This window comes from Streptomyces sp. NPDC043876 (genome assembly GCF_056435825.1).
Genome location: NZ_JBWKDV010000003.1, coordinates 509904 through 530569, shown reverse-complemented (window position 1 = coordinate 530569; position 20666 = coordinate 509904). Strand labels below are relative to the sequence as shown.

Annotated in this window: 20 protein-coding genes; 9 read left to right on the top strand and 11 right to left on the bottom strand. The window is 74.3% G+C overall.

The features are described 5' to 3' along the window. Positions 1-49: 49 nt before the first annotated feature. Entirely contained in the window at positions 50-928 is an 879-nt protein-coding gene (locus tag AC0693_RS11840; protein ID WP_478801626.1) for an MBL fold metallo-hydrolase, read from the top strand. Between the two features lie 9 nt (positions 929-937). Here AC0693_RS11840 and AC0693_RS11835 read toward each other — a convergent pair whose 3' ends face one another. The 7 genes from AC0693_RS11835 to AC0693_RS11805 form a co-directional block, all read right to left on the bottom strand. Further along, positions 938-1243 (bottom strand): hypothetical protein, encoded by a 306-nt coding sequence (locus AC0693_RS11835; RefSeq protein ID WP_468465949.1) that lies wholly within the window; start codon positions 1241-1243, stop codon positions 938-940. 248 nt (positions 1244-1491) lie between these two features. Then, positions 1492-3342, bottom strand: a complete 1851-nt coding sequence (locus AC0693_RS11830) for an alpha/beta fold hydrolase (RefSeq protein WP_478801625.1) — start codon at positions 3340-3342, stop codon at positions 1492-1494. 353 nt (positions 3343-3695) lie between these two features. Beyond that, positions 3696-4076, bottom strand: a complete 381-nt coding sequence (locus AC0693_RS11825) for a VOC family protein (RefSeq protein ID WP_468465953.1) — start codon at positions 4074-4076, stop codon at positions 3696-3698. Continuing rightward, positions 4064-4669, bottom strand: coding sequence for a DUF5133 domain-containing protein (locus tag AC0693_RS11820; RefSeq protein WP_478801624.1), 606 nt, complete (start codon positions 4667-4669; stop codon positions 4064-4066). The genes AC0693_RS11825 and AC0693_RS11820 overlap by 13 nt, the downstream gene beginning before the upstream one ends. Before the next feature lie 114 nt (positions 4670-4783). Beyond that, positions 4784-5515, bottom strand: a complete 732-nt coding sequence (locus AC0693_RS11815; protein ID WP_478801623.1) for a hypothetical protein — start codon at positions 5513-5515, stop codon at positions 4784-4786. A 183-nt stretch (positions 5516-5698) separates the two neighbouring features. Then, positions 5699-6580: an alpha/beta fold hydrolase gene (locus AC0693_RS11810; protein WP_478801622.1), complete on the bottom strand. Its 882-nt coding sequence runs from the start codon at positions 6578-6580 to the stop codon at positions 5699-5701. Continuing rightward, positions 6577-7200, bottom strand: a complete 624-nt coding sequence (locus tag AC0693_RS11805) for a TetR/AcrR family transcriptional regulator (RefSeq protein WP_478801621.1) — start codon at positions 7198-7200, stop codon at positions 6577-6579. Before AC0693_RS11805 ends, AC0693_RS11810 begins: the two co-directional genes overlap by 4 nt. A gap of 215 nt (positions 7201-7415) precedes the next feature. On the opposite strand from AC0693_RS11805, the gene AC0693_RS11800 reads away from it, so the two are divergent. Next, positions 7416-8771 carry an AMP-binding protein gene (locus tag AC0693_RS11800; RefSeq protein ID WP_478801620.1) on the top strand — a complete coding sequence of 452 codons (1356 nt, stop codon included), beginning with the start codon at positions 7416-7418 and terminating at the stop codon, positions 8769-8771. A gap of 25 nt (positions 8772-8796) precedes the next feature. Here AC0693_RS11800 and AC0693_RS11795 read toward each other — a convergent pair whose 3' ends face one another. Genes AC0693_RS11795 through AC0693_RS11785 form a run of 3 tightly spaced genes read right to left on the bottom strand, consistent with a single transcriptional unit; the run spans position 8797 to position 12337 of the window. Next, complete coding sequence (locus AC0693_RS11795) at positions 8797-9198, bottom strand: UBP-type zinc finger domain-containing protein (protein ID WP_478801619.1); 402 nt, start codon at positions 9196-9198, stop codon at positions 8797-8799. Next, positions 9195-10643: an ATP-binding protein gene (locus AC0693_RS11790; RefSeq protein WP_478737861.1), complete on the bottom strand. Its 1449-nt coding sequence runs from the start codon at positions 10641-10643 to the stop codon at positions 9195-9197. The genes AC0693_RS11795 and AC0693_RS11790 overlap by 4 nt, the downstream gene beginning before the upstream one ends. Before the next feature lie 17 nt (positions 10644-10660). Then, positions 10661-12337, bottom strand: a complete 1677-nt coding sequence (locus AC0693_RS11785) for an NAD(P)/FAD-dependent oxidoreductase (protein WP_478801618.1) — start codon at positions 12335-12337, stop codon at positions 10661-10663. Positions 12338-12565: 228 nt separating this feature from the next. On the opposite strand from AC0693_RS11785, the gene AC0693_RS11780 reads away from it, so the two are divergent. The 3 genes from AC0693_RS11780 (at position 12566) to AC0693_RS11770 (ending at position 16045) form a co-directional block, all read left to right on the top strand. After that, complete coding sequence (locus AC0693_RS11780; protein WP_478801617.1) at positions 12566-13915, top strand: MFS transporter; 1350 nt, start codon at positions 12566-12568, stop codon at positions 13913-13915. A gap of 35 nt (positions 13916-13950) precedes the next feature. After that, positions 13951-15225: an anhydro-N-acetylmuramic acid kinase gene (locus AC0693_RS11775; RefSeq protein WP_478801858.1), complete on the top strand. Its 1275-nt coding sequence runs from the start codon at positions 13951-13953 to the stop codon at positions 15223-15225. Positions 15226-15292: 67 nt separating this feature from the next. Continuing rightward, on the top strand, positions 15293-16045 hold the full coding sequence (locus AC0693_RS11770; protein ID WP_478801616.1) for an SAVMC3_10250 family protein: 753 nt from the start codon (positions 15293-15295) through the stop codon (positions 16043-16045). Here AC0693_RS11770 and AC0693_RS11765 read toward each other — a convergent pair. Further along, a complete protein-coding gene (locus tag AC0693_RS11765; RefSeq protein ID WP_478801615.1) occupies positions 16042-16911 on the bottom strand; it encodes a LysR family transcriptional regulator in 870 nt (289 codons plus the stop codon). The two genes, AC0693_RS11770 and AC0693_RS11765, sit on opposite strands and share 4 nt — an antisense overlap. 108 nt (positions 16912-17019) lie before the next feature. On the opposite strand from AC0693_RS11765, the gene AC0693_RS11760 reads away from it, so the two are divergent. The 4 genes from AC0693_RS11760 to AC0693_RS11745 all read left to right on the top strand — a co-directional run bounded on the left by AC0693_RS11760 (position 17020) and on the right by AC0693_RS11745 (position 20607). Then, the gene (locus AC0693_RS11760) at positions 17020-17751 is read left to right on the top strand and encodes an SDR family NAD(P)-dependent oxidoreductase (RefSeq protein ID WP_478801614.1); all 732 of its coding nucleotides are present in this window, start codon (positions 17020-17022) and stop codon (positions 17749-17751) included. Positions 17752-17818: 67 nt separating this feature from the next. Beyond that, positions 17819-18280 (top strand): VOC family protein, encoded by a 462-nt coding sequence (locus tag AC0693_RS11755; RefSeq protein WP_478801613.1) that lies wholly within the window; start codon positions 17819-17821, stop codon positions 18278-18280. A gap of 225 nt (positions 18281-18505) precedes the next feature. Next, positions 18506-19783, top strand: a complete 1278-nt coding sequence (locus AC0693_RS11750; RefSeq protein WP_469316701.1) for a VWA domain-containing protein — start codon at positions 18506-18508, stop codon at positions 19781-19783. Beyond that, on the top strand, positions 19783-20607 hold the full coding sequence (locus AC0693_RS11745) for a hypothetical protein (RefSeq protein WP_478801612.1): 825 nt from the start codon (positions 19783-19785) through the stop codon (positions 20605-20607). Before AC0693_RS11750 ends, AC0693_RS11745 begins: the two co-directional genes overlap by 1 nt. Positions 20608-20666 lie beyond the last annotated feature (59 nt).

Sequence of the window (20666 nt, the reverse complement as noted above, 5' to 3'; positions counted from 1 at the left end):
CCAGGGGTGCAGCAAGCCCCCTCCCCCAGCCGTCCGCAGGAGAACTCCCGTGTCCCACTGGCAGATCGGCGACATCGTCGTCCACCGCGTCGACGAGATCGAACTCCCCGCCGCCACCGGCCCCTGGTTGTTGCCCGGGGCGACTCCCGAGGTGGTGGCGGAATTCGACTGGCTCAAGCCCTCCTTCGCGGGTCCGGACGAGCAACTCCACCTGACCGTGCACACCTTCGCCCTGGAGATCGACGGGCTGCGCGTCCTCGTGGACACCGGCATCGGCAACGGCAAGACCCGCGCCAACCCGGCCTGGAACGACCTCGACACCGCCTACCCGGAACGGCTGGCCGCCGCCGGATTCGCGCCGGAGAGTGTCGACTACGTGATCCTCACCCACCTCCACGCGGACCACGTGGGGTGGAACACCCGCCGGGGCACGGACGGTTCCTGGCAGCCGACCTTCCCCCGCGCCCGCTACGTCAGCGCGGCCGCCGAGGACGCCTACTGGTCGGGGGTGGTGGACATGGAGGAGAGCCGGCGCCAGATGCTGGACGATTCCGTCGAACCGGTCCGCGCCGCCGGTCTGCTGGACCTGGTGGACGTCAAGGAGGGCGGCACGCCGTTCCTGCCCGGCCTCACCCTGCTGCCCACGCCCGGCCACACGCCGGGGCAGCTCGCGGTGGCCCTGGACAGCGGCGGACGCTCCGCGGTCATCACCGGTGACTGCGTGCACCACCCGGTGCAGCTGGCCGTCCCCGGCCTGTGCAGCTGCGTCGACACCGACCCGGAAGCGGCCGTGCGCACCCGGACCCGGCTCCTGACCGAACTCGCCGGTACCGGGACCCTGTTGCTCGGAAGCCACTTCCCGCCGCCGACCGCGGGCCTGGTGCGGCGCGACGGCGCCGGCTTCCGGCTCGTACCCGCACCGCGCTGAGCGGCCGGCCTAACCGGCGTCGGCCGCGGTCCCGGGCCCCGCCTCGCGGCGGGCCCGGGTTTCGCGGACGAGCTTCCAGAGCACCACCGGAAGGAGCAGGGTCAGAACGCCGAAGACGACGGCCGGATGGCCGCCGCCCGCGGCGAGGGTGCCGATCAGCGCCGCGCCGAGCGCATGGTCGAGGGCGTCGAGACCCGGTCCGGTCCGGTGACCCGGACCGGACCGGCGCATGCGGAGCAGCGCCCTCAGCGCGAAGAAGAGGTTCAGGCCGGCGAATGCGAGCAGGGCCCAGCGGACCGCCACGGGTATGTTCACGGGGGTGACTCTAGGGCGTGTTTTAAAAGTAGCGCCGGGCGCCCGGAGGGCGCGCCTGCGGCGTCTGGTGCCGTGCATCGCAAGGCGGAGGGGCGCCCGTGTACTGGAGTACTCGGGCGCCCCGACAACGCGGCGAGGTGCGGTGCCAGACGCCGCAGGCCAGGCGGGACTTTTAAAACACGCCCTAGACCCCCGGTCGGATCACGATGGCGTCCTCTCACCACCCCCTTGCGTGAACGGCACGGGGCTCAGCCCAGGGGCAGGTCCAGGTAGGACGGGTCGGTGGCGGACGAGGTGATCGTGGTGGTGCTGCCTTCCGTGCCGGCGTGCGAGTAGAGCTGGTCCCTGCTGTTGACGACCAGGGCCAGGCAGTGGTCGGCGGGCAGGTCGTAGGCGGCGGCCTGGAGGGCCCAGTCCACGGTCGTGTCCTCGCCCGGGACGAGGTCCGTCAGGGTGTAGGGCTCGTGCGTGATGATCCGGGCCGTGTGCTCCTGCGGATCGACGTCGAAGAGGTAGGCCACCAGGGTCGCGGACGCGGCCGTGGACCGCACGGTCAGCTGGACGCGGGGAACTCCCCGGACCCGGCGGGCGGTTCGCGCGTCCGGCGCCTCGCCGGAGGTGCCGGCCAGTGCTGCGGTGGTCCAGAGCAGCAGGTGCTGCCGGTTGAACTTCTCGGTCTCGTAGGTCTTCGGGTTGCCGTTCCACTCGGCCTGGCCGGTGGTCATGACGGCGTCGACCGCGGTGGCCTCGGTCAGGTGTCCGGCGAAGAACTCCCGCGGGGCGCCGGGCAGGGGCTCCGCCGTCAGGGCGCCGTCCTGGCCCCCGTCGGCGGAGTCCGCCAGGTACCACCGCTCGACCTGGTGCGTCACCTCGCCCCAGCTCTGCGCGGCCTCCCGCGGGGCCGGGTGCGTGATGACCTGCTGCCCGGTGCCGGGGTCCGTCTCGGTGCGGTAGCCGAACATCACCTGCTGGCTGACCGGGGACCAGGTCGGCACCTCGTTGCGGACACCGAGCAGGTGGTGGTCCAGCCAGGCGAAGGCTTCGGCCACCGGTGTGTTGGGTCCGCTGAGCGGCAGGGTCAGCCCGGCGCCCTCGGGGGCCGCGTGGTCCCCGATCCACAGGTTCAGCCGCTTGGGGACGCGGAGTTCGTTGAAGGTGTCCAGCAGTTGGTTGACCGGGAAGAGCGTCTCGTGCCAGGTGTTGGAGAAGAAGGTGCGGACGCCGCGCTCGTTGGTCCGGTCGAGGTAGGTCTCCGGCGCGCGCTCCTCCCCCCAGGCCTGTACGGCGGGAAGGTTGGTGCCCTCGTCAAAGTCCCGCAGGATCTGCCGGGTCCTCTCGTCGAACTTCCGCTCCACGGGGCCGCCGGTGAAGTTGACCAGGGAGGTGACGGCCTGGAGATGGCGGGTGTCGTGGTGCAGCAGGCTGGTGGCCAGGTTCCCCCACGTGCTCAGGGCGGCGACCGCCTTGACCCGGTTCCGGGGGTCGTGCGCCGCGACCAACTGGCTGATCCCCGATCCGTAGGACTCGCCGAGGAATCCGATCGACGTGGGCCGGAAGTACTCCTCCGCGTAGTCCATGACCGTCGTACCGTCGGACCAGTCCAGCGGGCCCGCCACGTCGATGGTGCCGCCGGAGGTCCAGAAGCTGTCGACGTACCCGCCACTGAGGGTCTGCGTGGTGAGTCCCATGCCGCGCGGGGTGTAGGCGAGCACGTGGTAGCCGCGCAGGGCCAGTTGGAGGTGCGCGTACTCGAACAGCACCCAGCCGAAGGGGGTCCAGCCGGAGGGCACGATGACCAGGGGCCGCCGCTCCCCGGTGGTGAGCCGGATGGTGTGCGCGGAGAGCCGGATCCCGCCCTCGGCCTCGATCCGCGGGAAGCCGATGTCGGCCACGCGGCGCACCTCGGCGGCCAACTGCTGCAGATCCGGAGGGAGTACGCCTTGCGCGGCGTCGCCCCGCAAGGTGGCCACCAGCGCCTGGCCCACCTGGGCCGCGTCCTGGTCGACCGTCGTGCTCGACGCCCAGATGCCCCGGTGTGCGACCTGCGCCAGCTGGTCCGGGGTGAGCGTGCGGGCCGGTTCGTCGGGGGATGCGTTCATGGTCTGTTCCCTTTCCTGCCGTTCGGGCGTGCCGGAGCACGGCGTGACATGCGTCAGGAACCGGAAGCGTCACGGCTTCCGGGGCACCACGATCATGGAACGGATGAAGTGAGCCACCACAGGCGCGAGTTGAGCCGGAGCGTGCATGCCCGGTGGCTCTCTGTGACGTTAACACGGCGCTTCGTACGCTCTTCGGGCGTTCTGAACACTTGGCCCGACTTCGACCCCCGGGGCCCCCATGTGCCCGGGTCGCGGGTCCGCGTCCCGCCCGGGACCGGGCCGCTCGCGGCCGCGCCTCCCCTGCCCGGCCCGCGCGACGATGGCCGAAACCTTCGCACGGGGCCGGGGGCGGGTCAGGTGCGCAGGCGCAGGGGATGGTCCGCCGGCACCTCGACCACGGCGATCCGCACGCCGTCGGGGTCGGCGATCCACATCTCGACGAGCCCCCAGGGCTCGCGCACGGGGGGCCTCAGGATCTCGGCACCCCGCTCGCGCAGGTCCTCGTACGCCGCCTGCGCGTCCGCGACCTGGAACCACAGCCGGAGTCCGGCGGACGGCTCCTCGGCGCGGCCCGAGACTTCCAGGAAGCCGCCGCCGAGGAAGTAGACCGTGCCGCGTTCGGGACCGGTGCCGAACTCGCGGTACACGGCGAGGCCGAGGGTGCCGCCGTAGAAGGCGCGGGACCGCTCGGGGTCCGTGGGACGCAGCAGGACGCGGCTGCTCAGTACCTGCACGCCGCGCTCCCGCCGTCGTGGACGTCCGGTCCGTCCTCCACGACGCGCTCGGCGGGGGCGGCCGTGCGGCCCGGTTCCGCGGCGGCCGTTCTGGCCAGGTGCTCCTCGGCCGCCAGGACGGCCTCGTGGACGCTGCGGCGGCCCATGAGCACGCACAGGGTGTAGGCGGCGTCGTCCATGGCCCGCAGGGCCCCCGGGTCGTGGGGCGAGGCCGCGAGACGGCTCTGGCAGCCCCGCAGCCGCGTCAGCACCTCCTCGGCGCGGGTTCTGGCGGGCGCGAGCCGGATCACCCACCCCGTCTCGGGCGCCGCGGGCGTGCGGGCGGCCTCCACCGCGCGGCGCAGGGCCCGTTCGAGGTGCCGGGGCAGGGGCGTCCCGCGGGTCCCCTCCACCATCGCCACCGCCAGCGCCTCCGGGGTGACGTGGACGAGGTCGGCCGCGGCTGCCAGGATCCGCCGCCCGTCCCGTGCCGAGCAGGGCGTCGCGGCCATCAGCATCCCCACCGCCCACTCCGTGGTCGCCGGCCCGGGCGGCGTTGCGGGCGGGTCGGCGACGGCCGGCGGCCCGGACAGCCGCTCTCCAGATGTCGACATGGGTGATCCCTTCCATCCAAGGCACCAGGACGCGACGGCGCGCGTATGAAAGGTATTCCCGCCGTACGAGCCACCCGCACGCGACGCGCTGACCCGCATCGACCGGAGGAGGGGTCAGGCCGGGGCGTTCCAGGCGGTGGTCAGGCCGTCCAGCCAGGCGGGCGGCAGCTCGGCGGCGTCCCATTCCTCCCGCAGCGGCCGCGGCGCGACGACGAGCCGCTCCAGCACGGCGATGCTCGTGACCGAGTGGACGAGCGAATAGCGGCCGTGCACGGTGATGGTGCTGCCCGGCCCGAACGCCGCGAACAGCCGTTCCAGCCGCGCCCGGTGGGCCGTGGCGAAGGCCGTCAGGCGGCCGGGGTATCCGGCGCGCTGCCGGGGCGTCATCGTGGTGAGGACGGCCGCGAGCACCTCGTCGGTCACCTCCGGATCCAGCTCCGAGACCTCCGCGAACGACAGGTAGAGGGGGGTCAGCGCCACCCGCGCCCGCTCCACCTCCATGCGCCGGGCCCGCGAGCGCTCCCCGGGCGGCCCCGGCTCGCCCTGGGCCCCCAGGACGCCGCGCAGGGTGCGCTCCGTCAGGGCGGCGAGTTCCTCGAGGAGGTCTCCGGCGCCGTCGAGCCAGCCCGCCTCGTACGCCTCGCCCTTGTCCCCGGGCACGCTGCGGCCGCTGCCGGTCAGTTCCCCGTACGCGAGGGCCAGCGATCCGGCCTCCAGGAGCCCGGTGAGCTGCCGCGCGTCGTCGGAGGGGACTCCGGCCCGGGCGAGGAGCTGGAGCAGCGTCGCCCTGGCGTTGTCGACGCTGACCTCGTCCGGCCACTGCCGTCCCTCGTCGGCCGTGCTCATCGGTCCTCCTGATCTCTCATCGCTCGCGTCGTGCGGAGTGTCCAACGAGATCGCTCTCCACGAACGTTCCCGCGCCCGACGGCCGGGTCGTGATCCCCCGCTGCCCGCTCCGCCCGGGGCGCTGCCGCCAGTTCACCACAGCGCCCGCGCCGGCTCCACCACCCGTTCTCCTCCCCCGGCCGGTCACCGGCCCGGTCCGGCGAGACCGTCGAGGAACGGAAGGACCGCCTCGATGAAGTGTTCGTTGCGGTCCCCGACCACCATGTGCCCCGCGCCGGGGACCTCGACGCGCCGTGCGCGAGGAACGGCGTCGCAGAACCGGTCGGCGGTCTCTTCGGCCACCACGTCGCTGTCGCCGCCCCGGACGAGCAGGATCGGCACGTCGGCACGGCGCGCGGCGGCGAGGAGGCGTTCCGCCATGCCGGGCGGGTCCATGCGCCCCTCGAAACTGTCCAGCATGCCGGGGTCCCAGTGCCAGACCCACCGGTCGCCCCGGCGGCGCAGGTTGTTCCGTATGCCGTCGGTGTCGTCCGGGCGGCGCGGCCGGTGCGGCAGGTGGGCGGCGACGGCCGCCGCGGCTTCCGCGGGGTTGGCGAACCCGTCCGGGTGGCGACGCATGAAGCCGACGATCCGGTGGAACCCGCGGGGATCGGGGCGGTGGGCGACGTCGACGAGCACCAGGGCGCGGACCGCCGCGCCGGGTGCTTCGCCCGCGGCGAGCAGCGCGCTGAGGCCGCCGAGGGAGGCGCCGATGAGCACCGGGCGGCCGCCGAGTTCCGCGACGAGCGCCCGGAGGTCCGCGGCGAAGAGGTCGAGGTCGTAGCGGCCGTCGGGCGACCACGCGCTGGCACCGTGTCCCCGCAGGTCGGGGGCGATGACCCGCCACCCGAGCGCGGCGAGGCGCGGCCCGGCCCGGTGCCAGGCGTGCCGCGTCTGGCCGCCGCCGTGCAGTAGGACGAGCGGCGGCGCGGAGTCCTCGCCCCACACGTCCGCCGCGAGCCGGACGTCTCCCTGCGCCGCGACGCTCCGAGGGCGCCCCGGGGGGCCGCCGACCGCGGCCGTCATTGCGTACCCCGCTCGCGCAGCGGTGCGTACAACCGCTCGCGGTGGGGATCCGCGGCCGCCGCGGCGAGGGCGACGTCCAGCGCGAGGAGCGCCCGTGCGAGGAACCGGTCGTCTTCGATCAGGCCGGCGACCCACTGGTGCAGCGCGCCCGCGCACGCACCGGCGACCACGGCGGCCAGCGCGTCGGTGTCGGCGTCGGCGCGCAGGAGCCCGCCGGTGCGCGCCCCGGCCATGGCCCGGCGCAGCCGGGTGAGCGGACCGCGGTCGAAGACGAGGCCGCTGTCCTCCCAGCCGCGCACCATGCGGCGCGACACCACGGGGTCGTCCACGAACAGCCGGACGGTGGTGCTCACGACCTGGCGCGGGTCGGGCTCGGCCGGCCCGTCGAGGCGGCGCTCCAGTTCGTCCGTGAAGGCGGCGGCGAGCGCCGCCCAGATCTTCTCGCGCGGTCCGATCAGGTTGTACACGGTGGCCGGTGCGACCTCCGCCCGCTCGGCGATCCGCTCGATGCCGATCACCGATTCCGGCCCCTCGCGCAGGAGTTCGCGCGTGGCCTCCAGGATTCGCAGACGCCGCCGCGCCTTGTTCCGCTCGCGCAGCCCCTGGTCGTCGGCCCGCATCCGCGCCCACCTCCGCTTTTTAGAGATTGATCTAAATTTAGAGGCGTCTCCATAAATGGTCAAGGGTTGGTCGTTCCGCCGAGAGGGGGCGGCGCCCATGGTCGGGACAGCACATTGCGGAGCGAGCCGCCGCGGCGCTTGGATGGCCAAGATCACGAAGGCCGGCCGCTCCCCCGAGCCGCGAGGGCCCGGCCCGGCGGTACGGGAGGAAGCCGATGACAGCCATGCCGGATGGCCATACGCCCTGGCCGAAGGAGTTCGTCGACCGCTACTGGGCGGCCGGGCACTGGCGGGGCACTTCCCTGGACAACCTGCTGCGCGGCTGGGCCGACCGGTACGGGCCGCGGACCGCGCTCGTGCACGGGGACACCCGCATCACCTACGCGGCCCTGAACCGGCGGGCCGGCCGCATGGCCGCCGGCTTCCGGCTGCGCGGCCTGCGGCCGGGACAGCGGGTCGTCGTCCAGCTGCCGAACGTCCCCGAGTTCACCGTCACCGTCTTCGCCTTGATGCGCGCCGGCGCGGTCCCCGTTTTCTGCCCGGTCTCGTACCGCGCGCCCCAGGTGTCCCACCTCGTGCGGGTGACCCAGGCCGTCGGCTACGTCGCCCCCGCGACGTACCGGGGCTTCGACCATGTGGCGATGGCGGCGGACATCGCGGCCGAGGGTCCCTTCCTGCGGCGGGTCTTCCCCCTCGAAGCGCCGGGCGCCACGTCCCCGTTCGGCGGCTTCCGCACCGATCCGGCGGGCTGCCACTACTTCCCGCTGGACTCCCTCGACTCCCCGCCCGACCCGGCGCTCGCGCGCGCCGCCGACCAGGTGGCGTTCCTGCTGCCGTCCAACGCCGCCGCCGACGGCGCCGAAGCGCCCGCGCTCGTTCCCCGTACGCACGACGACTACGCCTACCAGGCGCGGGCCGCCGCCGAACTGGTGTCGCTCACCGAGGACGACATCCTTCTCTGCGCGCTGCCCGCCGGAGCGGACCTCGCCTTCGGCTCCCCCGGCATCCTCGGCGCCCTCGGCGCCGGCGCCGCCGTCGTCCTGGCGGAGGACCCGGAACCCGCCGCGGCGGCGGAACTCATCGCCCGCGAACGGGTCACCGTCGCGTCGGTGCCGAGCGCCGACGCCCCGCGCTGGATCGACGTGCTCCCCGCCGCCCGGGCCGCGTTGAGCGGTCTGCGCCTCCTCCAGCTCGTCGGTTCCGCGCCCGTGCCCCCGGACGTCGCCGACCGGCTCGGCGCCGCGTGGGGCGGCCGGCTCCAGCAGGTCCTGGGGCTGGCGGAGGGACCGCTCCTCGTCACCCGGCGCGGTGATCCGGACGGGACCGTCCGCACCGCGCAGGGCCGTCCGCTCTCGCCCGACGACGAGATCCGCCTCGTCGACGCGAACGGCGCGGACGTGGGCGACGGGGCGTACGGCGAACTCCTCGCGCGCGGCCCGTACACCGTGCGCGGCTCCTACCGGGCGCCGGACCGGGACGCCCGCGCGTTCACGGCCGACGGGTACTTCCGCACCGGGTTCCTCGCCCGGCGCACACCGGAGGGCGATCTGGTGGTGCGCGGCCGGCGGTGAGCGGCGGGCAGGCCGGGCGGGCCGGTCAGCGGTGCAGCTGGCTCGCCCAGTCCGCCGGGAGGCGGTCGGCCGGGCCCGGGGCGGGCTGGTCCGCCGGGTGGGCGGCCGGCGGCGCGAGGCCCGGCCCGGACTCGTACATCTCGTCGACGCCGTAGTCCCAGAACCATTCCTCGCCGGGTTCGAAGCTCTGCACCAGGGGGTGGCCGGTGGACTTCCAGTGGGCGGTGGCGTGCTGGCCGGGAGAGGAGTCGCAGCAGCCCACGTGGCCGCACCGGGCGCAGCGCCGCAGGTGGAACCACCAGCCGCCCCCTGCGTCGCACTCGACGCAGCCGGGGCCGGAGGGCGGGGCGCCGGGGTCGATGCCGGGGTCGGCTGCCCGGTCGCCCTCGTGGGCGTGGCTGGTGTCGGGGTCGTGGGGGACGGTCATGCGGGCTCCTCGGTGGGCTCGGGGTCGGGTTCCGGGGCGGTCAGCGGCAGCAGCACCTGGAAACGGGTGTCGCCCGGCACGGACTCGACCTGGAGGCTGCCGTGGTGCTTGCCGACCACGATCCGCCAGGAGATGTCCAGGCCGAGGCCGGTGCCCTCGCCCACGGGCTTGGTGGTGAAGAACGGATCGAAGATGCGGCTGCGGACGTCCGCCGGGATGCCGGGGCCGGTGTCGCGGAACTCCACCAGGAGGCGGTCGCCCTCCCGTGCCGTGCGGACCGTCAGGGTGCCGTCACCGCCGGTGCTGCCGATGGCGAAGACGGCGTTGTCGATGAGGTTGGTCCACACCTGGTTGAGTTCCGCCGGGTAGGCGGGCACGTCCGGTACGGAGCGGTCGTAGTCCTTGACCACGCGCACCCGGCGGCCGATCTTGCCGGAGAGCATCAGCAGGGTGCTGTCGAGGAGTTCGTGGACGTCGACGACCCGGTAGGCGGCGCGGTCGAGCTGCGAGTACTGCTTCGCGGCGTCCACGAGGTGCGAGATGCGGGTGGTGGAGTCGTCGATCTCGTCCATCAGCAGTTCGGTCTCCACCGTGTAGTTCAGCCACCCGATGGCGCCCGGCAGGATGTCCTCGGCCACCGTCGCCGCGACCTGCTCCAGCCAGTCGGTGTCCAGGCCGGCCTGGACGAAGGTCGGCGCGATCCGCCAGCCCTCCTGGATGCCGTGCTCCTCCATCCAGTCGGCGAGCTCGTCCTCCCGGTCCGAGGCTTCCAGGGGGCTCAACGCCGTTGCCTTCGCGACCCGTTCGGCGGTGCGTTCCTGGATGTCGATGAGTTCGGCGAGCGTCTCGCGGGAGTAGGGGCCCCGGGCGATGACGGCCAGCTTGTGCCGCATCTTGCCCACCCGTTCGCGCAGTGCGGCGGTGGCCCGGACGGCCGCCGCGGCCGGGTTGTTCAGTTCGTGCGTGAGCCCGGCGGACAACGACCCGAGGGCGAGCAGCCGTTCGCGCTGCCCGATGGCCTGCTGGGTGCTCCGGGAGCCGAAGAACAGCCCCTCCAGGAGGTGCGCGGCCATGGGGAACCACTCCCGCATGACGTCCGCGAACGACTGTGCGGGCAGGACGAAGAAGCTGGTCCGCTCGGTCACGCGCATCGAGTTGTTGTACGTCTGCGGCACCCGGTCGCCCAGGTAGGCCTGCATGGCCCCGGAGTACACCCCGCGCTGGGAGGTGCGGCCCACCTCGACGTCGTCGCCGCCGACCCGGCGGGACAGCACGACGGTGCCTTCGAGCATCACGTAGAAGCAGGTCGCCGGAGCGCCCTCGGTGTACACGGGCCCGGCCTCGAAGCGTTCCACGCGCCCCTCGGCGCACAGCCGCCCGAGCTGTTCCGGGGTGAGCTTCTCGAACAGGAACAGTGAGGCGATCGCCTGCGGGTCGCAGGGCATGACCTGCCCGGCCCCGGTCACGACTGCTCCAGGTACCGGTGGACGAGCATCACGGCCATGGCTCCCTCTCCGACGGCGGACGCGACGCGCTTCGCGGACTGGGCGCGGGCGTCGCCTGCCACGAACACGCCGGGCACGTTGGTCTCCAAGTGGTAGGGAGGCCGGTCGAGTTCCCACTGCGCCGGGGGTCGCCCGTCCTCGGTGAGGTCCGGCCCCGCCAGGATGAAGCCGTGCGCGTCGCGCAGCACCGTCCCGTCCAGCCAGTCGGTCAGCGGGGCCGCGCCGATGAAGACGAACACCCATTGCGCGTCGATGCGTTCGGTCGCGCCGCTCTCCACGTCCCGCAGGGTCAGCTGCTCCAGGTGTCCCTCGCCGTGCGCCGCGTCGACGACGGTCCGGGGGCGCACCGTGATGTTCGGCGCCTCCTCGATCTGCTGGACGAGGTAGTGCGACATCGAGGCGTTCAAGGACGCGCCGCGCACCAGCAGCGTCACCGACTTCGCCCCGCGCGCCAGGTACATCGCCGCCTGCCCGGCGGAGTTGGCGCCGCCCACGACGTACACGTCCTGGTCCAGGCAGGCGGCGGCCTCGGTGAGCGAGGAGCCGTAGAACACCCCGCACCCGGTCAGGTCGTCGCAGCCGGGGACCTGGAGCCGGCGGTAGGACACCCCGGTCGCCAGGATGACGCTGTGCGCGGCGATCGCCGACCCGTCGGAGAAGCGGACGACGCGCGACGCGCCGTTGACCTCCAGCCCGGTGACCTCGCGGGCGGTGAGCAGCTCCGCCCCGAACCGGCCGGCCTGGCGGCGGGCGCGGTCGGTGAGCTGCGCGCCCGACACGCCGTCCGGGAAGCCGAGGTAGTTCTCGATGCGGGAGCTCTGCCCGGCCTGTCCGCCCGTCGCCGACCGTTCGACCAGTACGGTGCGCAGCCCCTCGGAGGCCCCGTACACGGCCGCGCCCAGCCCTGCCGGGCCGCCGCCGATGACGACGAGGTCGTAGAAGTCGGCGGCGGGGGTCGTCGCGAGGCCGACGTGGGCGGCCAGGTCGGCCGGCTCCGGCTCGACGAGGACGGCGCCCTCCGGCGTGATCACCACGGGCAGTCGCTCCCCGTCGACGCCGGCCGCCTCCAGCAGGCGCCGCCCCTCGGGCTCGTCGGAGGAGTACCAGCGGTAGGGCACCTGGTTGCGGGCCAGGAACTCCCGCACCTGCGAGGAGCGCGCCGACCAGCGGTGCCCGACGACCTTGGTGGCGGGCACCGGCCGGTAGTCGCTGCAGCGCCACGCCGCGAGCAGGTCGTCCAGCACCGGGTAGAGCTTCTCCTCCGGCGGGTCCCAGGGCTTGAGCAGGTAGTGGTCGAGGTCGACGACGTTGATCGCGTCGATGGCCGCGTTGGTGTCGGCGTACGCCGTCAGCAGCACGCGCCGGGCGCCGGGGTACACGTTCAGCGCCTGTTCGAGGAACTCGATGCCGTTCATCCGGGGCATCCGGTAGTCGGCCAGGATCACGGCCACCAGGTCGCCCCGCAGCTTCAGCTCGCGCAGTGCCTCCAGGGCGGACTCCCCGGATTCGGCGCGGACGATCCGGTACCCGGCGCCGTAGCGCCGCCGCAGGTCGCGGGCGACCGCGCGGGACACTCCCGGGTCGTCGTCCACGGTCAGGATGACGGTCCGCGCTGCGTCGGCGACCTCTGTCATACGTCTCCCGCCCGCCCCGGCACGGGGCCGGACCGTCTCCGGACCGCGAAGGCACGGCGAACCGCCGGTGCCGGTTCCCGCCCATCGTATGTGTGCTCGCGCGGGTGCGCGCCCGGAACGGAGATCATCCGCGGGGCGGCCACCGTGCCGGCCGGCCCCGCGCCGCCCGCTACGGCAGACGAGGGACGGGGCTTGTGGAGCGGCATGCCGGTTCCGCACGCTTGCCGCATGAGCACACCCGTCCCCGCTCCGGTACGGACGTCCGTCGCCGCTCCGCCAGGCGGTGCGCACCGGGCGCTGGTGGCGGGGGCGGTCGGCAATCTCGTCGAGTGGTACGAGTTCGGCGTCTACGGGTACTTCGCCACCGTCATCGCGGCGAACTTCTTCACCCCCGCGGCGGGCGGCGCGGTGGAGGGCCTGGTCGCGACCTACGCGTCCTTCGCCCTCGCGTTCTTCTTCCGGCCCGTCGGGGCGGCGGTGTTCGGGCGGCTCGGCGACCGGATCGGCCGCCGCCCGGCGCTCGTCCTGGCCGTCTGCCTGATGACCGGCGCCACGACGCTGATCGGCGCGCTGCCGACGTACGCCGTCATCGGCGCGGCCGCCCCGTGGCTGTTGACGGGGTTGCGCGTCGTCCAGGGGCTTTCGGCGGGCGGGGAGTTCGGCGGCGCGGTGGCCGTCATGACGGAGTGCGCGCCGCCGGGGCGCCGGGGGCGTTACGGGGCGTGGCAGTCGTTCACGGTGGCGCTCGGCCTGCTCGCGGGCGCCGCCGTGGCGGCGGTCCTGGCGACCGCGCTGAGCCCGGCGCAGCTGACGGGGTGGGGCTGGCGGGTGCCCTTCCTGCTGACGCTGCCGCTCGGGCTGGTCGCGCTGCGGCTCCGGCTGCGCCTGGACGAGACGCCCGCCTTCACCGCGGCCGTCGGCGGGCCGGGGGCCGCCCGATGGGACGTCGTCGCGGGGGCCGGGCCGGTGCGGCGGGCCCCCGTCGGGGAGACGGTGCGGGCCGTGGTGCTGGGTGCCGGGCGGGTGATGGGGTGGTCGGCGGCCGGATACACCTTCCTCGTGGTGCTGCCCTCGTACCTCCAGAGCACCCTGCACGCGACCTTCCGGCAGGCCCTGGTGGCGACGGTCTTGGCCAATCTCGGGTTCGCGGCCTCGATCCTGCCCGCCGGGCGGCTGAGCGACCGGGTCGGGCGGCGTCCGGTGATGCTGGCCGGGGCGCTGCTGGTCGCCGTGCTCGCGCTGCCGCTGCTGCACCTGGTGCGGGATCCCGGCACGCCGTCGTACGCGAAGTGGGCGGCGCTGTGCGGCGCGGGGGCGGCCGTCGGGCTGATGGCGGGGCCGGGTCCCGCGATGCTGGCGGAGATGTTCCCGACCACGGTGCGCTACACGGGGCTCGGACTGGCGTACGCCCTGTCCAACGCGGTGTTCTCGGGCTGCGCCGGTCTGATCATCACCCGCGCCGTCGCGCGGACCGGGGACGCCGACATCCCTGCGTACTACGCGGCCGCCGCCTGCGCCGTCAGCGCCGTAGCCCTGCTGACGCTGCGCGGCGACGCCCACACCCGGGCGCTGCGGTGAGCGGCCGACCGGTCACCGGCCGGCAGGCCGGCGCCCTGCGCGTGATCGGCCTGATGTCCGGCACGTCCTACGACGCCATCGACGCGGCCGCCGCCGACCTCGCCGTGGACGGGGACACGCTGGTGCTCACACCGCTCGGCGTAATCAGTACCGCGTACGACGACGAGGTGCGGGAGGCGCTGGCCGGGGCGCTGCCGCCCGCCCGGACCGATCTGGCGACCGTGTGCCGCCTCGACACCCGCATCGGGCAGGCCTTCGCCGCGGCGGCGGTCCGCGCCGACCTCGAACTGTGCGACGGTCGCGCCGACCTCATCGCGTCGCACGGCCAGACGGTCTACCACTGGGCCGGGGACGGCCGGGTGCACGGCACGCTCCAGATCGGCGAGGCCGCGTGGATCGCCGAGGCGACCGGGCGCCCCGTCGTCTCGGGCTTCCGCACGCGGGACGTGGCCGCCGGAGGGCAGGGCGCACCCCTGGTGAGCGCGTTCGACGTGCTGTGGCTGCGGGGGCGGCCGGGGGTACCGGTGGCCCTCAACCTCGGCGGGATCGCGAACGTGACGGTGGTGGCGGCCGGTGGGGGCGGGGGTGGCCCGATGGCCTTCGACACGGGGCCCGCGAACGCACTGATCGACGCGGCGGTAAGGGAGTTGGCCGGCCCCGACCCCTGCGGCAGGGCCCGCGCCATGGACGCGGGCGGCGCGCTGGCCGCGGCGGGCACCGTCCACCCCGGGCTGCTGCGGCGGCTGTTGGCCGAGCCGTACTACGCGCTGCCCGCGCCGAAGACCACGGGCAAGGAGCTGTTCCACCTGCCGCACCTGCGGGCGGCGCTGGCCGGGTGGGGACCGCTGCCCGCGGCGGACATCATTGCCACGCTGACGCGGCTCACGGCACGGACCGTGGCCGACGCGATCCGGCCGTTCCGGGCGACGGAAGTGATCGCGTCCGGCGGCGGGACCCGCAATCCGGTGCTGATGGAGTGGCTACGGGAAGAACTCGGCGCGGGCGGTGCCGGAGGTGACGGCGACGGCCACGGCGGTACGGGCGGGCGCGGCCCGGGCCGGCGAGGCGCCGGCGTCGACCTGCTGACCTCCGACGCGCTCGGGCTGCCGTCGGGCGCGAAGGAGGCGTACGCCTTCGCCGTACTGGGCTGGCTCACCGCCCACGGCCTCCCCGGCACCGTGCCGTCCTGCACCGGCGCCCGGCACGCGAGCGTCCTCGGCTCGATCACGCCCGGCGGTCCCGGTCCGCGCCTGCCGGAGCCCCTGGCGACGGCGCCCACCCGCCTCAGCGTGCGCCTCCCGGGGGCCTGACCCCACGGGCACCCACCGGACATCCCCTAGGCTGACCGCACCTGCGCTGCCGACCTCCCGGGGACCCGTGGACGAGCTCCTGTACCTGTCCCAGGCCGAGCTGGGGCAGTTCGTCGATCACGTCCGCCCCCACCTGCCGTCGTGGATCCTGCGGCTGAACACCCCCTTCAGGGGCATCGACCTGGAGCCGGTCCCCGACGGCTCGCGCGCGCAGCACAAGCACATGCGCCGTGTGCTGAAGCACCTGGACCAGCAGGCCTCGTGGTTCACGGAACCCGGCCTGCGCGCCGGGCAGTGGTTCCTGTTCGAGGCCCCGCTCAACCAGGTGGTCCTGCGCGCCCACAGCGGCCTCGTCCTCTTCGCCGACCCGGCGTCCCCCGTGGAGGGTTACGACACCACGGGCGGCCCGCGGCTGCTGCTGCACGGCTCCGCCCGGCACCTGCGCCCCCGGCACCAGCCGGTGAGCATCCAGGCACCGCCGGAGCAGGACTGGAGCGCCGTCGGCGGCGACTCGGGCGGCAGCGCCCCCGCCTTCATGGACATGGTGCCCCTCACCCCGGCGGGCGAACTGCTCCCGGAACTGGACGCCTCCGCCCAGGACGCCCCCCGGCAGCCGCGCCTTCCCTCGCGCATGGCCGAGGCAACGCGCACGCTCCTGGCGGCGATGGACCGCCGGTCGGATCCCGAACTGGCGGTGTGGACGCGCGGGCTGGCGCGCGTGACCGCGCACGTCTCCGGCGGAGAGCGACAGGGAGCGGAAGCGGGACGGTACCTGGTGGCGAGCCCCCTCTACGTGCAGTACGCGCCGGATCTTCCCTAGGACGCCTGCGGCGTGCGGGCGAGCCGCGTGGCGGTGCGGACGAGGTCGGCGACGGCCCGGGACCGGCTGTGCGGCGGCCAGGCGATCACCGTGGTGACCATCGGCGCGTCCTGGACCGGTACCGCGGCCAGGTCCGCGGGCAGTTGGGCCCTGCACGACTCCGGTGACACCGCGCAGGCCCGGCCGAGGGCGACGAGCTGCAGCAGCTGCGCGTGGTCCCGTACCCGCGGACCCGGGCCCGGCGGATAGGCACCGTCGCGGCCGGGCCAGCGCGGCACCGGCAGACCGGGGAGGCCGGTGATGTCCGCCAGCGTCACGTGGGCACGGGCGGTGAGCGGATGTCCGGCCGGCAGGACCGCGACCTGGCCCTCCGTGCCCAGTTCTTCGGTGTGGAACCCGTCCGTCGAGTCGAACGGCCGGTGCAGCAGCGCCACGTCGGCCCGGCCCTCCCGCAGGAACCGTTCCTGCTCGGCGGGCCCGCACAGGATGACCTCGACGGGGACCGCGCCCGGTTCGGCGGCGTAGGCATCGAGCAGGTCAGCCAGCAGTTCCCGGGACGCGCTGGCCTTCGTGACCAGGGCCAGGCCGTGCGGGCCGGTCGCGGCGAGGGCGGCGCGCCGGGTCCGGCGCTCGGCGGCGTCCACCGCGTCCAGCGCGGCCCGCCCCTCGGCCAGCAGCACCGAACCGGCCTCGGTGAGGGTGACGCCCCGGCTGTTGCGGTGCAGCAGCGCCGCGCCGAGCCGCCGTTCGAGCTGCTGGACCGCCCGCGAGAGGGGCGGTTGCGCCATCCCGAGCCGCTGCGCGGCGCGCCCGAAGTGCAGCTCTTCCGCCACCGCGACGAAGTAGCGCAGTTCCCGGGTCTCCATACGGCCACGGTACCCGGATCGATGCACGCGCACCGATACCCGGTGGGTATCGCCGGCCACCCGATCGGTCTTGGACCTCCCGCCCGGCCGCCGGGCAGCATGAGGGTCATGAGCGAACGGACAACAGCGCTGGTCACCGGCGCGAACAAGGGCATCGGCTACGAGATCGCCGCGGGGCTGGGAGCCCTCGGCTGGAGCGTCGGAGTGGGCGCCCGCGACGACCGGCGCCGTGAGGAGGCGGTGGAGAAGCTGCGCGCGGTCGGCGTCGACGCGTTCGGCGTGCCGCTGGACGTGACCGACGACGCGAGCGCGACCGCGGCGGCCCGGCTGATCGAGTCCCGGACCGGCCGCCTCGACGTGCTCGTGAACAACGCCGCCATCACCGGCGGCATGCCGCAGGAGCCCACGCGGGTCGCCCCCGCCACCCTCCGGACGGCCGTGGAGACCAATGTGATCGGCGTCGTCCGCGTCACCAACGCCATGCTGCCGCTGCTGCGCCGCGCCCCCTCGCCCCGGATCGTGAACATGTCCAGCAGCGTCGGCTCCCTCACCCGGCAGTCCGGCGCCGGCGGCGAGCGGACGACGGGGCCGATCGCCGCGGCGTACGCGCCCTCCAAGAGCTTCCTGAACGCCGTCACCCTCCAGTACGCCCGGGAACTGGCCGGCACGAACATCCTGATCAACCTGGGCTGCCCCGGCTACGTCGCGACCGGCCTCAACGGCTTCAGCGGCGTACGCACCCCCGCACAGGGCGCGGCGATCGCGATCACGCTGGCGACCCTGCCGGACGGCGGCCCGACCGGCGGGTTCTTCGAGGAGGCCGGTGTCGTGCCCTGGTAGGTGCCCCGCCCGGCCCCGCCCGCTACCGTCCCTACCTCCCCCTCCCGCACCGAGGAGCACACCGCCCGTGACCGACCAGCCGACCGCCCCGGTATCCGGCACCCTCCACCACGTCGAGATCTGGGTCCCCGACCTCCCCCGGGCGGTGGGCGACTGGCAGTGGCTCCTCGAAGACCTCGGGTACGTCCTCCACCAGAGTTGGGACAGCGGGCGCAGCTGGCGGCTCGGGCCCACCTACCTGGTCTTCGAGCAGTCCCCCGCCCTGACCGGCACCCGCCACGACCGGTGCGCGCCCGGGCTGAACCACCTCGCCTTCCATGTCGACACCCCGGGCCGGGTCGACGCGCTCACCGCGAAGGCCCTCACGAACGGCTGGACCCTCCTCTTCGGCGACCGCCACCCCCACGCGGGCGGAACCCACCAGCACGCCGCCTATCTCGCGTCCCGCGACGGATTCGAGGTGGAACTGGTGTCGCCCCTCCCGCGCGAGGGTGTTCCGGTACCGGGTGAAAGCGGATATGCCGGGTAGGAGAGACGTGCCGGGATGGCTGCCGTGACGCAGCAGGGGACCTGCTCGCCTCCACCGATCGGCGGTCATCCCGGTCTCATGTCCCCCGGGGTGGCCCACGTCAACGGATGCGGACCTCCCCCACGACCTCCGGATGCCGACCTCCAACATCGCGGCGGGCCGCGGCAACGACGTGCCCGGCTGCCCGTTTTGGATTTGGCGGACGATCCTCAATACGATCCGGCGATGATCACAAGAAAACGGCTGGCGGCCGGGGCGTGCGGCCTGCTCGCCGCCCTGGCGGTCGGGCTCTTCCCGGCGAGCGCCGTCGCCGCAGATGGACCGACGGCCAAGGAACCCCCCAAGGTCGACCTCGTCCTGGACGTCAGCGGTTCCATGCGGGCCACCGACATCGACGGCCAGTCCCGGATGGCGGCGGCCAAGCAGGCCTTCAACGAGGTCATCGACGCGGTGCCCGACGAAGTACGGCTCGGCATACGGACCCTGGGCGCCACCTACGCCGGTGAGGACAAGGCGCTCGGCTGCAAGGACACCAAACAGCTGTATCCCGTCGGGCCGTTGAACCGGACCGAGGCGAAGACGGCCGTGGCCACCCTCGCACCCACCGGCTGGACACCGATCGGCCCCGCCCTCCTCGGCGCGGCGCAGGACCTCGACGGGGGCGCCGCCACCAAGCGCATCGTGCTCATCACCGACGGCGAGGACACCTGCGCCCCGCTCGACCCGTGCGAAGTGGCCCGGGACATCGCGGCGAAGGGCATCCACCTGGTCATCGACACCCTCGGCCTGGTCCCCGACGCCAAGACGCGTACGCAGCTGACCTGCATCGCCGAGGCCACGGGCGGCACGTACACCGCCGTCCAGCACAAGGACGAACTGTCCGGGCGCGTGCGCCAATTGGTGGACCGCGCCGCCGATCCGGTCGTCAACCCGGTGGCGACCGAGGGCGCGAAGCAGTGCCAGGGCGCGCCGCGGCTGGGGGCCGGCCTGTACAGCGACCGCGAGTCCTTCGGCGAACACCGCTGGTACCGGGTGGACGTCCGGCCCGGCCAGGAACTGCGGGCTTCGGTCAGCATCGGCGCCGACCGCGCCGTCAACAACGACTACGGGGTCCTGCTGCGGGCGACGACCGTCCACGGACGGGAGATCGTGCGGGGCTCGGAGGCCGGTGACGGGCGGACCGACGTCCTCTCGACCGGCCTGCGCTACCCGAAGGCCGCGCTCGACGACGAGGACGAGGACGCCGCAGGGGCGGCCGAGACCGTCTGCCTCCAGGTGAGCAACTCCTTCTCGGCGCCCGCGTCCGTGAAGACCGCTCCGGGCATGCCCGTCGAGCTGACCATCGCCCTGGTGGACGGTCCGGACGAGGCGTCCGACGCCGCCGCCTTCGGGCTCGGGCGCGGCTGGTGGCTGCTGGGCGTGCTGGTGCTCACCGGTCTGCTGGCCGGTCTCGTGTGGGGCTGGATCTCCCGCTGGCGCATCTCCGTCTGGAGGACCAACTGATGGCCCCCGTACGCACCTTGACCGCCGCCCTACTGGCCGGCGCGGCTGCCCTCACGGTGGCGGGAACGGCCTCGGCGGCGGTGGCCGCCACCCCGTCGCCGTCCGGACAGACCTCCGGGCCGGGTTCCGGCCCCTCCGCCAAGGGGACCTCCGGCGCGTCCGCGCCGACCGAGGCGGGCACGAGTTTCCGTACCGCCGCCGCCTTCCGGCCCGGCCAGCGGGCGACGGCCGCCGGGTCCACCGGCGACTACCTGTACTGGGTGCTCCCCGTCGACGCGCAGCAGCAGGTGACCGTGAAGGCCCTGGTCACCCTGCCCGAGTCCGCGGCCCGGCACGGCGCCTCGACCTGGCAGCTCGACGTCTACGACGGGCTGCGCCGCCGCCAGGCGTGCACCTACGGCACGCAGACCCGGGCGGCGGCGAAGGAGACCGCCTCGGTCGAACTGTCCTGCACCCTGCGGACCGTGCGCGCCGCGGCGGAGCCGTGGTCCAACGACCCGCTGCCGGGCAGCTATTACGTGCAGCTGACGGTCGCCTCCCTGCCGGACGAGGACCTCGGTCTGCCGGTCCGGACCGCGGTCGAGGCCGCCGTACGGGAGACGGGCGGCGCCACCGCCGTGGACGGGTCGCTCTCCGCACCCCTGGTCCCGGCCACCGTGACCTCGCCGCTGCGCGAGCCGGAGGACGGCTGGTCCGGCGGCTGGTGGACCGACCGCTGGATCTGGACCGCGGCGGGCGGGGTGCTCGGGGTCCTCGCGGGTCTCTTCGGGTACTCCCTGACGCGCGGCTCGGGCCGCCCGTCCCGGGTTCCGCCGCAGGCCTGACCGATAGGGCGGCAGCGGGCCCGGGGGGGCTTCCCCCGGGCCCGCTGCCGTCGCGCATT

Coding starts and splice junctions, on each gene's coding strand:
- AC0693_RS11790 (WP_478737861.1), bottom strand. CDS start 10,643: ATGCCCTGCGACCCGCAGGCGATCGCCTCACTGTTCCTGTTCGAGAAG.
- AC0693_RS11815 (WP_478801623.1), bottom strand. CDS start 5,515: ATGAGCACGGCCGACGAGGGACGGCAGTGGCCGGACGAGGTCAGCGTC.
- AC0693_RS11785 (WP_478801618.1), bottom strand. CDS start 12,337: ATGACAGAGGTCGCCGACGCAGCGCGGACCGTCATCCTGACCGTGGAC.
- AC0693_RS11750 (WP_469316701.1), top strand. CDS start 18,506: ATGATCACAAGAAAACGGCTGGCGGCCGGGGCGTGCGGCCTGCTCGCC.
- AC0693_RS11795 (WP_478801619.1), bottom strand. CDS start 9,198: ATGACCGTCCCCCACGACCCCGACACCAGCCACGCCCACGAGGGCGAC.
- AC0693_RS11760 (WP_478801614.1), top strand. CDS start 17,020: ATGAGCGAACGGACAACAGCGCTGGTCACCGGCGCGAACAAGGGCATC.
- AC0693_RS11800 (WP_478801620.1), top strand. CDS start 7,416: ATGACAGCCATGCCGGATGGCCATACGCCCTGGCCGAAGGAGTTCGTC.
- AC0693_RS11765 (WP_478801615.1), bottom strand. CDS start 16,911: ATGGAGACCCGGGAACTGCGCTACTTCGTCGCGGTGGCGGAAGAGCTG.
- AC0693_RS11830 (WP_478801625.1), bottom strand. CDS start 3,342: ATGAACGCATCCCCCGACGAACCGGCCCGCACGCTCACCCCGGACCAG.
- AC0693_RS11805 (WP_478801621.1), bottom strand. CDS start 7,200: ATGCGGGCCGACGACCAGGGGCTGCGCGAGCGGAACAAGGCGCGGCGG.
- AC0693_RS11810 (WP_478801622.1), bottom strand. CDS start 6,580: ATGACGGCCGCGGTCGGCGGCCCCCCGGGGCGCCCTCGGAGCGTCGCG.
- AC0693_RS11820 (WP_478801624.1), bottom strand. CDS start 4,669: ATGTCGACATCTGGAGAGCGGCTGTCCGGGCCGCCGGCCGTCGCCGAC.
- AC0693_RS11745 (WP_478801612.1), top strand. CDS start 19,783: ATGGCCCCCGTACGCACCTTGACCGCCGCCCTACTGGCCGGCGCGGCT.
- AC0693_RS11780 (WP_478801617.1), top strand. CDS start 12,566: ATGAGCACACCCGTCCCCGCTCCGGTACGGACGTCCGTCGCCGCTCCG.